Raw genomic sequence first — 12,792 nt, 5'->3', positions numbered from 1 at the left:
CCGGTCTCGGAATACCTCCCAATCTGACACCGATAGGCTCGACGGCTCTTCGTAAACGTATGTCATCGACAATTGCCCTATTTGAGGATCGCCCTTCCAAGATTTTTGATTGACTCGCTATTGAGAGCATAGCGAATCACACCTTCACTTTCCAAAATGAGCGCCATCACGACTTGCCACAAGCCTGCTTTCGTGGCGTCCGCTGGAATCTTTCCGCGTCGTTGCGCCTCATCTGTCAACCGATTCGCGCGGGAGGCGACATCATAGATTGTGGTCAGTGACGCCATTTCAGACTGCGGGCCACCCACGCGCTCACAGCTCGACCATCCGCCTTGGTGCCCGTGCGCGTCGACACGTCCGATCTCGCCTCGCTCAAGGAGTAGCCTGAGATCCGCGCGGCTGAGACTGTCGCCGCTCGGGTGGTTGTGATGAATCGTCACTGACCCTGGCACGCCATCAAAAGCTGGCACATCCAGCCGATTTTCAAACTCCCCGCCGAACGACACCGCGGTCCCATCCGCCAGCACCGCCACGCCATGTTCCTTGCCCGTCTCCGTCCCCTTGCGCATCACTTCATCGCGCGCCCGATTGTGGATCGGCCCGAGGTCAACCGGCGTCAGATCGTCCGCCAGGGCGGCTAATTCTTCGGAGCGCATGGCCGGCGATCCTACCATGTCCTCCACGCGACCAATCCGGTCATCCCCAGGCCGCCCCGCGTTTCATCTGCGTGATGGGCGATTCACCCCGCCCCGTGTGTCTCGCGCACGAATCGGCGGATGCGCGCGATCAGCCGCTCGACATCGTCCAGGGTCGTCTCCGGATTCATGAAGACGAGGCGCAGATAGCGCTGGCCCTGGAACTGGGTCGAGGTGACATAGAAGTCGCCCTCCACGAGCAGTTGTCGGCGCAGTTCCAGTTGGCGCGCATCGGTGCCGGGGAGCCGGAAGCAGAGGATGTTCGATTCGGGGGCCACGGGGAGATCCAGATCCTCGATGCCGCTCATCCGGCGATAGGCATCGGCGGTCAGTCGATACTGCCGCTCGACATAATCGGCCAGCCCTCGTTCACCCAGGGCGGCGAGCACCAGATAGAACTTGAGCCCCAACCCGCTCTTGGTGCATTCGACCGCGCGCGGGAGGAAGTCGAAGCCGGGCTGTTCCTTGTCGTGGAAGAGATAGCTCGCCTCTTGGCTGAAGGCGCTGTCGAGGGCGCGGTGATCGCGCACCAGCAGGGCGGCGCAGACGGCGGAGGTGCGCAGCATCTTGTGGGCGTCCCAGGTCAGCGAGTCGGCCAGCTCGACGCCATCCAGCAGGTGTCGATACTCGGGCGAGAGGAGCGCGGATGCCCCATGGGCGCCGTCGACATGGAACCAGATGCCTTCGGTCCGACAGAACTCACCGAGCGGTCGCAGCCGATCATGGACGCCGACGGCGGTGCTACAGGCATTGGCGACCAGCGCCAGTGGGGTTCGGCCATCCGCGTGCACTTGGGCGAGTATCCGGGGAAGCGCGTCGGGATCCATGACGCCGCGCGCATCGGTGGGGACTTGGTAGATGTTCCGCGTCCCCAATCCGAGGATGCCGACCGCACGCTCGATACTGTAGTGATTGTTGCCCGGCGCCAGCAGGGCGAGATCATCGCGGTTGCCCTCGCGCCAGGCATCGGGCCGCACCTTCGAGCGGGCCGCGATCAGGGCCGTCAGGTTCGCCAGCGATCCGCCATGGGTCAGCACACCGCCGCCGTAACCGGCCGCGCCCAACCGTTCCAGATCCAGCGGCGCCGGGGTCCAACCGACCTTTTCCAGCATCCAGTTGATGACGAAGTATTCGATGGCGGCAGCGCCCGGACCCATCTCGTAGATCGCCATGGGGTTGTTGGTCAGGGCGTCGATCAGCGCCCCGAGCGCGGCGCCTGGATGCGGGGCTGCGACCTGATGCCCCAGGTAGCCGGGCTGATGCAGATTGATGATGGTCTTGAGATAACGCCCCATGAAGTCGTGCAGTGCCGCGCCCTCCAGTCCGCCCTGGCGGGCGAAGTGGTCGAGTCGCAGTTCATCGATCAGGGTCGCCAGAGGGCGTTGTGCCAGCACGGGCACGGCGCGGGCGCGCGCTCGGGCGACCTGGTGATCCAGTGCGGTGGCGACGATGTCCAGGTCCGAGCGGAAGGTCATGGGCGGTAAAGAGGGTGTCGTGATATGGATGAGCGTGATGGTAACCTTGGTCATCACCATCTGGAATGGATCGAGCGCATGCCAGCACCGATCTGTTGACTGATATCTGGAAACCCATTGGTGGAATTGGTGGAATTGGTGGAATCGATAAGGAGATTCCGAGGCGCGTGAGTTCCGGCCTCCACGCATTCGATGCGCCCAAAGCTGGCGTGAGCCCGTCTTCGACGGACGCGCCGAACTCTTTGCCTTGTGGCGACCGCTCCACGACGGCTGGCTCGTCACCCTCTCCTTGAGCAACACCCAGGTCGCGCCGGAGATCACGGACAGCGCCAAACAGACCATGGAAAACAACTGGCAACTGCGCGATGGGCGCGTCGTCGCCCGCAAGCGGGCTCCTACAAGCGTTGACGCTTGGTAAACTCATATCCGGAAATCACCTTCACCGCGAACGGATCGATGATTCAGGCGTTGACGCTGGCCCGATCCTCCGTGGGAACCTCCAGAACCGTCTGGAGCAAATCGATGGCCCCGGTTTTAAAGCCAGTCTCGCAATAGGCGAGGTAGTAATCCCACAGACGCCGGAAGCGGGCGTCATAGCCCAGCGCGTCGATGTCCCCGGAGACCTCGTGGAAACGCGCGCGCCAGCGACGCAGGGTCTCGGCGTAGTCGTCGCCATACCAACAGGTTTCCTGGGTGATCAATCCAGCGTCCGCGGCGAGTTGGACCATGTGTTGCGGCGACGGCAGCATGCCGCCCGGAAAGATATAAATCTGGACGAAATCCGGCGTGCTTCGATAGATCGGAAAGATATCGTCGCTGATGGTGATGACCTGGAGCGCGATCCGCCCGCCCGGTCGCACCAGTCGCCGCAAGGTCTGATAGTAGGTCGGCCAGTAGGCTTCGCCGACCGCCTCCATCATTTCGATGGAGACGGCATGATCGAATTGGCCATGGATATCGCGATAATCCTGTAGGCGCAGTTCGACCCAATCCGTCAGACCCGCCGCCGCCATGCGCTGGCGCCCGTAGTCGAGTTGCTCGCGCGAGAGTGTCACGCCCGTCACCTGCATGCCGCGTCGGGCGGCGACCTCGGCAAAGCCGCCCCAGCCACAGCCAATCTCCAGGATGCGGTCACCGGATTTGGCCCCCAGCGCCGCGAGCAGACGCTCGTACTTGCGCTGCTGGGCCGCTTCGAGCGACTCGCTCCCGGCATCCTCGAACAGGGCGGAGGAATAGGTCATGCTTGCGTCGAGCCAGCGCCGATAGAAGTCGTTCCCCAGGTCGTAATGGCGGGCGATGTTGCGCCGGCTATTGCGTCGATGATTGTGGCGCTTGCGATGGACCAGACGATCCAGGGCGCGCGACCACCGCATGCCGCGCCAACCGGACTGCATGTGCTCCTCGTTATTCAAGAGGACTTCGAGCAGCGCGGGCAGATCCGGCGTGTCCCAGTGGCCCTCCACATAGGATTCGCCAAACCCCAACTCGCCGCGCGTCAAGAGGCGCAAAACCAGCATCCAGGGGCGTTTGAGATCCAGCACGCCCGCGCCGCCCTCGAAGCGTCCGCGATAGAGCGTGGCGGTGCCGTCCGGAAAACGCACCATCAGTTGACCGAAGGCGATGCGACCACAGAAGCCGCCAAACAGCCGGGCGGCCAGACTCAATCCGCCTGGCGCGGGACTTTCCAGAATTTCTTCCGCGGACATCAGCTTATCTCCTCTCTCGGTGGTTCCGGTTTCGGGTAATACGTCCCGCCACCGAGCCAGATCCTCAAGGCATGCCAGTGAATCAGGATCACGACTTTGAGGGTCAGCAACGGATAGGCAAACGCGGCCCGCAGCAGGCTCGCATCGGAAAATTCGCGCTCCGTTCCGCGTTGCACGGCCACCAGCATGAGCGCGTCGTCCTGATACTCGCGGATGACGATGTCATGCCGGCCCTGATGGCGGGAAAAACGAAAATGGTAGTCGGCGTTCATGTCGATGAACGGGGACACATAAAACTGCTTGGCGTGGGCGTCGCGAATCGGCCAGGTCATGGCGGCGCCGTCCTGGTGCAGCAGATAGCCATGCGACTCGCCGAAGGTGTTGCTGACCTCGCAGAGCACGGCGACCGGCTCGCCCGCCGGATTGAAGCAGGTCCAGGTGCTCATCGGATTGAAGACGTGCCCGAGTACCCGAGGGAAACACTGAAGCTCGACCCGCCCGATGTCGAAGTGGTGGCCGCGCTGGCGCAGACGGTCCAGGAGCCAGGGCTTGAGCGGCTCGCCGGTACGCGGCCCGTGATCGACATCGTAAAAGGAGAAGAGATTGAAACGGTTGTGCGAGAACCAGCGGGAGCCAGCCGCCGCCTCGCCAACCCGCTCGACATCGACCAGCAGGCTGAAAACGCGGTAGACGAAGCGATAGCGGACCGGGAAGAGTCGGCGGTGCATGACGTCGCCGAATAGGAGTTGCGCGGCGGGTTGGGTCATGCGCTGGCCGCTCCGCTGTTCTCCCAGGGCGGCTCCACCCCCAGACCAGCCGCCACCTCGACCGCCGCGCGCAAACCGTCCTCGTGAAACCCATAGCCCATCCAGGCGCCGCTGAACCACAGACGATCGCGCCCCTGAATCTCGCCCATCCGCCGCTGGGCCGCGAGCGCGTTCGGATCGAACATCGGATGATCGTAGTCGAACTCGGCGATCACGCTCTCCGCGCGCGGCGCCTCCAGCGGATTCAGGCTGACAAAAATGTCGCGCCCCGCCGGCAGCGCCTGAAGGCTGTTCATCCAATAGGTCACCGTCACCGGACGGGTCGGATCCTCGCCCGGCTGCTGGAGATAATTCCAGGAGGACCAGACCCGCCGACAGCGCGGCATGAGTTTGGTATCCGTATGCAGATAAACCTTGTTGCCGCGATACGCGAAGCAGCCCAGCAGCTCGCGCTCCATTTCGGTCGGCGATTCGATCAGCGCCAGCGCTTCGTCGGCATGACAGCCCAGAACCACCGCGTCGAAGGTCAGCCGCTCGCCCGCGACCGTCTCCACCTCCACGCCCCGATCCAGCCGTCGTACCCGTCGCGCCTCGGCGTTCGTCCGACACTGACCTTTGAATTGCGAAAGGATTTTGTCCACATAGGTTCGGCTACCGCCGCTCACCGTCTCCCACTCCGGACGATTCGCGAGATCCAGCAGGCCATGATTGGCGAAGAAACGCGCGAAGGACAGAAAGGGAAAGGCCCGCATATCCTGCGTGGGGCAGGACCAGATCGCCGCCGCCATCGGCAGCAGATAATGGTTGGCGAAGCGCTCGGAGTAGCGTCCGCGCGCCAGAAACTCGCCCAGGGTCAGGGTCGCGCCAGGGTTGGCATCGATGAATGCCTTGGCGGCGGCATTGAAGCGCGGGATCTCGGTGAGCATCCGCAGAAAGCCGAGGTTCAGGAGATTGCGCCGCTGACCGAACAACGTATTGACGTTCGACCCGGCATACTCGATCCGTCCGCCGTCCAGACTGGCCGCAAAGGACATATCGGTCGGATAGGTCGCGACCCCGAGATGCGCGAACAGACCGCAGAGCAAGGGATAATTGCGCCGGTTGAAGACCATGAATCCGGTATCCACCGGAGCCGGCGCGCGGGCGTCGCCGACATCCACCGTGTGGGTGTGTCCGCCCACGTACTCGTTGCGCTCCAGCAGCGTCACCGCATAACGTCGATCCAACAGCCAGGCCGCCCCGAGCCCGCCAATCCCGCCACCGACCACCCCAATGGTTTCCACTGACATCGTTCTTTTTTCCTCGCGATTGATCCGTCGACCGCCATTCCCGAAACGCCGGGGGCATGTCCATGGTTGGTCCAAATATTGGCGCCAGGCATCGACACCACAAGGGGGAAATACGGATACGTGGATGTCGCGGATCCGCTTGATCGGATCCCACGGGATCTATCCGGAAATGACTTGACCAAGCGTCAAACCTCGTAGGAGCCCGCTTGCGGGCGACGGAGGCACGCATGGAAGGCGTCTTGGCGGATCACGTCGCCCGCAAGCGGGCTCCTACGGGAGGATCCTTCACGGAAATCGCCTTAATGGCCGACCCGTTTCAATGACCAACTCGGCAAGCCGATCATTACTCCCCGGCGATGGTCATGCGATCGATCAGCCAGGAGCCAGTGCGCGTACTGCCGGGAAAATCGCAATCGTTGCCGACCGCGACCAGTCCGGCGAACATCTTCTTGAGATTGCCGGCGATGGTGATCTCTTCCACCGGATACTGGATCTCGCCGTTCTCGACCCAGAACCCGGACGCGCCGCGCGAGTAGTCGCCAGTCACCGCGTTGACGCCATGGCCCATCAACTCGGTGACCATGAGTCCGGTTCCCAGCTCGCGCAGCATGGCCGCGCGGTCCTTGTCGCCCATCTCGATACGCAGATTGCGCACCCCGCCAGCATTGCCGGTGGTCGGCAAACCGAGCCGGCAGCCGGAATAGACGCTCAACAGATAGGTTTGCAGCACGCCGCCGCTGACCAGATCCTTGGCGCGGGTCGCCACGCAATCGCCGTCGAAGGGCGCGCTGGCGAGTCCGCGCGGCAGGTGGGGTTCTTCATGAATGCGGACGAACTCGGGGAAGATACGCTCGCCCAGATGATCGAGCAGGAAACTGGAACGGCGGTAGATACTGCCCCCGCTGATCGCCGACATCAGGCTGCGCAGCAGTCCGGTCGCGACATCGGCGCGAAACAACACCGGCGACTCCTGGGTGCCGAGACGCCGGGCGCCGAGTCGCGCGACGGTCCGTTCGGCGGCCCGTTCGCCCACTTGGCGCGCCGGCTCAAGATCCAGCGCCGAGCGCGCGGTGGTCCACCAGGAATCGCGCTGCATCAGGTCGCCTTCCTGACCGATCACGGCACAGTCGAGACTGTGACGGGTGGTCGGATAGCCGCCCATGAAACCCTGCGTGTTGCCGGCGACATGGATGCCGAACTGGGTCGAGAGACTGGCGCCCTCCGAATTGACGATCCGCGGATCGTAATCGCGGGCGGCGTCCTCGCAGGCCACCGCCAGCGCGATGGCCTCCTCGACCTCGATCGACCAGGGATGATAGAGATCCAGTTCAGGGAAATCGGTCGCCATCAGCTCGGGTTCGGCGAGATGGGCGCAGCGATCTTCCTGGGTGTGCGTGGCGATGGCGCAGGCGGCCTTGACGGCATCGCGCACCGCGCCGGGGCTGAGATCCGAGGTACTGGACGAGCCCTTGCGATGGCCGAAATAGACAGTGATGCCCAACCCGTTATCCCGGGTATGCTCCACCGTCTCGACCTCGCCGAGCCGCACCGCGACCTCCAGGCCCGCGCTGCTGCCGACCGATGCCTCGGCGGCGCTCGCGCCCTCGCGTTTGGCCTCCTTCAGCAGATCTTCGATGATGGTTTGCAGGCGCGCCATGCGCTCGGCGGTGTCTTCGGTTGGGGTAATGGGCATAGGGGCAGTTGTCGGTTGTCAGTTGTCAGTCAGCGGTTGGCATGGCCAGTCCTGACTTTTCGGGGAACGTCGGCAAGCCTTGTATGAATCGGCCGGGCCGCAGGTATGCGAGGCAGGGTATCGAAAATGACAGGCTAGAACACCGATTTTTTCACCTGGCCCCAGGAACAGACGGCATTGCTCAGGGCGGGGCGGTTCGCCGCGCTGGACATCGCGAATCCTGCCGACGAGGTGGCGGCCCTTGGAAGACGATAAACCCAGCGGATCTCAATCACGACCAACCGCGACCGATCCAGTCGACACCCTGTCATCGACCGCCAAGCGTCGATCCTCGCGCAGCAGTCGCTCGCATTCCCCGGCCGGCAGCGGGCGGCTGAACAAGAAGCCTTGAATCTCTTCGCACTGATTCGACAGCAGATAGCGCAGCTGGGCCTCGGTCTCCACCCCTTCGGCCACCACGGTCAGGTCCAGGGAGTGAGCCAGCACGATGATGGCGTGCGCGATCGCTTCGTCATGCGCATCGCTACCCAGCGGCGTCACGAAGGAACGATCGATCTTGAGCCGATCGAGGGGAAAGGTGCGCAAGTAGCCCAAGGAGGAATAGCCCGTGCCAAAATCGTCCACCGCCAGCTTGACGCCCAGGCGACTGAGTTCGTTCAGTCGCAGGGTTGCATGGGAGACGTCCTCCATCAAGGCGGTTTCGGTAATCTCGATCTCCAGTTGTCCAGGCTGAAGGCGGTTCAGGGCCAGCGCCGCGGCGATGCGTTGAGTGAAATCCGGAAGGCGAAGCTGACGGGGAGACACATTGATCGCCATGATGCCTGGCGCAAGCCCCAGGGCTTGCCAGTGGGCGTGTTGCGCCAAGGCGTGATGCAGAACCCAGTCGCCGATGCCCAGGATGAGCCCCGATTCCTCCGCCACCGGGATGAACTCCGCCGGGCCGATCGCCCCCTCCTCGGGACTGTTCCAGCGCAGCAGCGCCTCCCAGCCGGAGATACGTCCGCTGAGCAGATCCACACGCGGCTGATAATGGAGGTGAAATTCCCGCCGCTCCAGCGCCTGACGCAGCAGGCCATGGAGTTGATGGCGGCGCAGCGCCCTTTCCGCCACCGGGCCATCGTAGAACTCATAGGTATTGCGCCCCGCCGCCTTCGCGCAACCCAGCGCCAAGTCGGCCTTGCGGACCAACGGGCTTAACTCCTGGCCATCCAAGGGGATGAGGGCGATCCCCAGACTCACGCTCTGGCGATACTCCCAGTCGTTGATGAGAATCGGCGTGTCCAGTGCCGTGCGAACGTCCTCGGCCACCCGAATGACCTGATCGCGGTCCACGTTTTCCAACAGGGCCACGAGTTCGTCGCCGCTAAAGCGCACTAGGGGCGTGCCGGGCGGAAGACATTCGACCAGCCGAGCGCACACGGCCATCAGGAGCAGATCGCCGAACTCGTGGCCCAGACTGTCATTGACTTGCCGAAAGTGGTCCAGATCCATCAGCAACAAGGCGGCGCCAACGCTTACGCCACCGGACGCCGACAAGGTGGCGGCCAGGAGTTCCGGCAACTGCATGCGGTTGGGCAGCCCGGTCAAGTCATCGTAGGTCGCCATCGTCCGCAGCAGGTATGCCTGTTGCTGGTGACCCGTCAGATCGCGCACGAAGGCCGTGATCCTGGGTTTTCCGCCGCTGTCCAGCCAGTTCAATCGAATGTCCGCGGTAAACTCCGTGCCATCTCGCCGCCGCAACAGCGTCGATAAACACTGTTCCGTGGCGGGATCGAGCCGTTGGGGCAGGTTCTTGAGAAACTGGCACAATTCGTCGCGTTGCTGGCGATCGGGGATCAGATCTCCCAACACCCGGCCCATCAAGTCATTGGCCGGATAGCCCACCATGAGCGCCAGGTGCCGGTTGACGTAGAGAAAGCGACCGTTGGCGTCCATGATCAGGATGCCTTCGGGGGCGTTTTCGATCAGCTGCCGGCAATCTTCCGATCCACTGAACAACGTCTGTTCGGCGTCTGCCTGGTCCGCTACGTCTACGTCACGGCGCAGGAGACAATGCAAAAAGGACATTGCCGAACGGGATCTCCAGTGGCCACGATGCCTCATACGCTCGGCTCTCCCGGCCGTGATCGCGGGCCGTTGGCGAACGCCAGAATGGCCCCGGCGAGTTCCTGCAACGGCAGTGAGCGGTCCACGCCGCCCAATTTCACCGCCTCCCTGGGCATGCCATACACCACGCAGGTGGCCTCATCCTGGGCGACGGTCCAGGCGCCCGCGTCGTGCATTTCCTTGAGTCCGCACGCCCCATCGTCGCCCATGCCGGTCATGATGATCCCCATGGCGTTGCGGCCGGCGCTGCGGGCGGCGGAGCGAAACAGGACATTCACGGAAGGTCGATGGCGACTCACGGGTGGGCCGTCCACCACGTCCACCTGATATTGGGCGCCGTTGCGCTGAAGCAGCAGATGACGCCCCCCGGGGGCGATGAGGGCGCGGCCGGGCAACACCCGATCACCCTGCCTCGCCTCGCGTACCTCGATTTCGCACAGATTGGTTAGACGTTGCGCGAAGGCGGCGGTGAACTTCTCGGGCATGTGCTGGACCACGACCAGGCCGGGCGCGGTGCGGGGGAGACTGGTCAGCAACATTTCCAGCGCCTGGGTACCGCCGGTCGAGGTTCCGAGCGCGACGACTTTCTCGGTCGTCTGGTGCATGGCCTGAACCGGAGCGGCGAGCACCACATCGGCGGAATGCTTGGGAGGGGCGGCCACCATCGGTGGCAGGCGTTTCAGGTTGGCCTTCGCGGCGGCCCGCACCGCCGCCGCCACCTCCTTGCCTGCGCCGGTGAGAAAGTCTCTCAGTCCCACGTGCGGTTTGGTAATGATGTCCATGGCCCCCGCCGCCAGCGCCTGAACGGTCGTCTGCGCCCCCGATTCCGTCAGGGAGGAACAGATCACCACCGGCGTCGGGCGCTCGGCCATCAGCTTCTTCATGAAGGTAATGCCGTCCATGCGGGGCATCTCCACGTCCAGCACGATGACATCCGGCCAGTTGCGGTTCATTTTCTCCAGGGCAAATAGCGGATCGGCGGCGGTGCCGATGACCTCGATGTCCGGCTCCGCGTCCAGGAGGCTGGAGAGCACCTGTCGCACGGTCGCCGAATCGTCCACGATCATGACCTTCACGGATGGGCTCATGCGGCTTTCTCCGCGCAGCGGCACTCGCAGTGGTCCGCGCAGGATCCTCCCGCGTGCTTGAGCCAGGCCAGACCCGTGGCAAGGTCGAAAACGAGCTGGCGATGACCCCGTCCCCCCACATGTTCGGCGACCACGCGATGGCCGTACTGCATGGCCAACTCGCGCCCGGCGGCGATGTTGCGCTCCTGGATCCGGATCGGGATGGATTTCGACGACAGTCCCGAGCGGCAGAACATATTGCCGGCACCGAACAGCTTGGCCTCGAACGCCTCCGGTCGCTGACCCGTGGCGCAGAGCTTGGCCTGCAGCAGTTCCATGGCCGTATCGGCATAGCAACCCTCGCGATCCACCCGTCTGACGCTCGGGGAGTGGGAGAGCATGAAATGGCAAATGCCGCCGATGTGCAGAGTCGGATGCCACAGGGTAATGGCAACGCAGGAGCCAAGGGTGGTGCGCAGGCGGGTGCGCCCGCCGCCGAACCAGACTTCGCAGGGATGGATATAGATGTCTTGCATGCGTTGCGCTCCGAGGTCACGCTTTTCGGTAGACGGAAGGCGCCACGCCTTCCAGGCCATTCGCCAGTCCGTGGAGACTCTCCGAATGGCCGACGAACAGCCAGCCACCGGGTCGCAGCCGGGTGAGCAGTCGCTCCACCACCTGGCGTTTGGTCTCGGGCTGGAAATAGATCATGACGTTACGCAGGAAGATCGCGTCAAACATCCCGATGGCGGGCAACGGCTCGGTCAGATTGATCTGCGCGAAACGCACCTGGGCACGGAGCAAGGACGAAACGACGAAGCGGCCTTCCTGGCTGCCGATTCCCTTGAGGCAATAGCGTCGCAGGTGATCCCCGGACAGCCCGGCGGTACGTTCCAGGGAATAGAGGCCGGAGTCGGCCTGCTCCAGCACCCGGGTGCTGAGGTCCGAGCCCAGCACCTCCCAGGGCGCCTCCCCCAACGCGTCCGCCAGGACCATGGCCAGGGTGTAGACTTCCTCGCCGCTGGAACAGGCGGCGCTCCAGACGCGGAACATCTGTCCCGGCGGATGCTTGGGCAGCAGACGCTCGCGCAGCAGCTCGAAATGACGCGGTTCGCGGAAAAAATAGGTCTCGTTGGTGGTGAGCAGATCCACGGCGATCTGCCGCTCGTCCGGATCGGCGGACAGCAGGCGATAATAATCGCCGAAGCTGGCCAGTCCGTGGAAGCGGAGTCGTTTCGCCAGTCGCCCCGCCACCAGGGTTTTTTTGGCCGGGCCGAGATGAATGCCCGCGATGCCATGAATGAATTTCCTGAAGTGAGCGAATTCCAGATCGCTCAGGCTGGACGTGTGCATAGCGCGGTCTTCACTCGTGATGGAACGTTTCGCCTGACGCGACTCGCGGCCATCCCGTCCGATTTTCGTCCGGGCTGGCACGCGCGACCGCGCCACTTTATGGTCCGCTTGCTGCCTGGGTCGCACGTACCACGGCCACCAGGCCCTCGGTGCCGAGGACGCGCTCGACGTCGAGCAGGATCACGAAGCGCCCGTCGACCTTGCCCATGCCGCGGATGAAGTCGGTCTTGATCCGGGCGCCGAAGACCGGGGCGGGTTCGATCTCGGCGGCCGCGATGTCCAGCACCGCCGAGACGCTGTCCACCACCACTCCTACGTCCTGCACCCCCTCGTCCGCCCGCGTCTCGACGATGACGATGCAGTTGCGCTTGCCCGTCGGCGCCACCTGGCCATGGAAGCGCACCGACAGATCCACCACCGGCACCACCGCCCCGCGCAGGTTGATCACGCCCCGGATGAACGCGGGCAGCATGGGCACGCCGCACACGCCGCCGTACTGGATGATTTCCTTGATGGTCAGGATGCCGATGCCATACACCTGCCCGCTCACCGTGAAGGTGAGATACTGGTGCGCGCTCTCTTTCTCGCGCGTCCCGGCCTCCCCGACGGGGGGGCGGATGTCGGTTGCAAGCGATCCCATG

12 protein-coding genes and 1 pseudogene are annotated in these 12,792 nt (G+C 63.9%); 2 read left to right on the top strand and 11 right to left on the bottom strand.

The features are described from left to right. Positions 1–77: 77 nt before the first annotated feature. The gene (locus THIVI_RS19955) at positions 78–656 is read right to left on the bottom strand and encodes a hypothetical protein (RefSeq protein WP_014780334.1); all 579 of its coding nucleotides are present in this window, start codon (positions 654–656) and stop codon (positions 78–80) included. Between the two features lie 83 nt (positions 657–739). Continuing rightward, entirely contained in the window at positions 740–2,224 is a 1,485-nt protein-coding gene (locus THIVI_RS19950; protein ID WP_245537319.1) for a pyridoxal phosphate-dependent decarboxylase family protein, read from the bottom strand. A 193-nt stretch (positions 2,225–2,417) separates the two neighbouring features. On the opposite strand from THIVI_RS19950, the gene THIVI_RS24930 reads away from it, so the two are divergent. Then, positions 2,418–2,588, top strand: coding sequence for a hypothetical protein (locus THIVI_RS24930; RefSeq protein WP_157174520.1), 171 nt, complete (start codon positions 2,418–2,420; stop codon positions 2,586–2,588). 43 nt (positions 2,589–2,631) lie between these two features. On the opposite strand, the gene THIVI_RS19945 is transcribed toward THIVI_RS24930, so the two are convergent. The 4 genes from THIVI_RS19945 to pmbA all read right to left on the bottom strand — a co-directional run bounded on the left by THIVI_RS19945 (position 2,632) and on the right by pmbA (position 7,625). Beyond that, positions 2,632–3,876, bottom strand: a complete 1,245-nt coding sequence (locus THIVI_RS19945) for an SAM-dependent methyltransferase (RefSeq protein WP_014780332.1) — start codon at positions 3,874–3,876, stop codon at positions 2,632–2,634. Then, positions 3,876–4,643: a DUF1365 domain-containing protein gene (locus tag THIVI_RS19940; protein WP_014780331.1), complete on the bottom strand. Its 768-nt coding sequence runs from the start codon at positions 4,641–4,643 to the stop codon at positions 3,876–3,878. The genes THIVI_RS19945 and THIVI_RS19940 overlap by 1 nt, the downstream gene beginning before the upstream one ends. After that, entirely contained in the window at positions 4,640–5,932 is a 1,293-nt protein-coding gene (locus THIVI_RS19935; protein WP_014780330.1) for an NAD(P)/FAD-dependent oxidoreductase, read from the bottom strand. Before THIVI_RS19935 ends, THIVI_RS19940 begins: the two co-directional genes overlap by 4 nt. A gap of 343 nt (positions 5,933–6,275) precedes the next feature. Next, the gene (pmbA, locus tag THIVI_RS19930) at positions 6,276–7,625 is read right to left on the bottom strand and encodes a metalloprotease PmbA (RefSeq protein ID WP_014780329.1); all 1,350 of its coding nucleotides are present in this window, start codon (positions 7,623–7,625) and stop codon (positions 6,276–6,278) included. A 150-nt stretch (positions 7,626–7,775) separates the two neighbouring features. Here pmbA and THIVI_RS26365 point away from each other — a divergent pair. Further along, a pseudogene (locus tag THIVI_RS26365) lies at positions 7,776–7,880 on the top strand (DUF29 family protein); the annotation flags it as partial. 12 nt (positions 7,881–7,892) lie between these two features. On the opposite strand, the gene THIVI_RS19925 reads toward THIVI_RS26365, so the two are convergent. The 5 genes from THIVI_RS19925 to THIVI_RS19905 all read right to left on the bottom strand — a co-directional run bounded on the left by THIVI_RS19925 (position 7,893) and on the right by THIVI_RS19905 (position 12,791). After that, on the bottom strand, positions 7,893–9,692 hold the full coding sequence (locus THIVI_RS19925; RefSeq protein WP_245537318.1) for a putative bifunctional diguanylate cyclase/phosphodiesterase: 1,800 nt from the start codon (positions 9,690–9,692) through the stop codon (positions 7,893–7,895). A gap of 32 nt (positions 9,693–9,724) precedes the next feature. Continuing rightward, a complete protein-coding gene (locus THIVI_RS19920) occupies positions 9,725–10,819 on the bottom strand; it encodes a protein-glutamate methylesterase/protein-glutamine glutaminase (protein ID WP_014780327.1) in 1,095 nt (364 codons plus the stop codon). Beyond that, positions 10,816–11,334 (bottom strand): chemotaxis protein CheD, encoded by a 519-nt coding sequence (locus THIVI_RS19915; RefSeq protein ID WP_014780326.1) that lies wholly within the window; start codon positions 11,332–11,334, stop codon positions 10,816–10,818. The genes THIVI_RS19920 and THIVI_RS19915 overlap by 4 nt, the downstream gene beginning before the upstream one ends. A gap of 16 nt (positions 11,335–11,350) precedes the next feature. Further along, positions 11,351–12,151, bottom strand: a complete 801-nt coding sequence (locus THIVI_RS19910; protein WP_014780325.1) for a CheR family methyltransferase — start codon at positions 12,149–12,151, stop codon at positions 11,351–11,353. Positions 12,152–12,248: 97 nt separating this feature from the next. Further along, entirely contained in the window at positions 12,249–12,791 is a 543-nt protein-coding gene (locus tag THIVI_RS19905; protein WP_014780324.1) for a chemotaxis protein CheW, read from the bottom strand. Between the last annotated feature and the right edge of the window lies 1 nt (position 12,792).

The organism is Thiocystis violascens DSM 198 (assembly GCF_000227745.2).
Classification (GTDB): Bacteria; Pseudomonadota; Gammaproteobacteria; order Chromatiales; family Chromatiaceae; genus Chromatium; species Chromatium violascens.
This window is presented reverse-complemented; position numbering and strand designations above follow the sequence as displayed.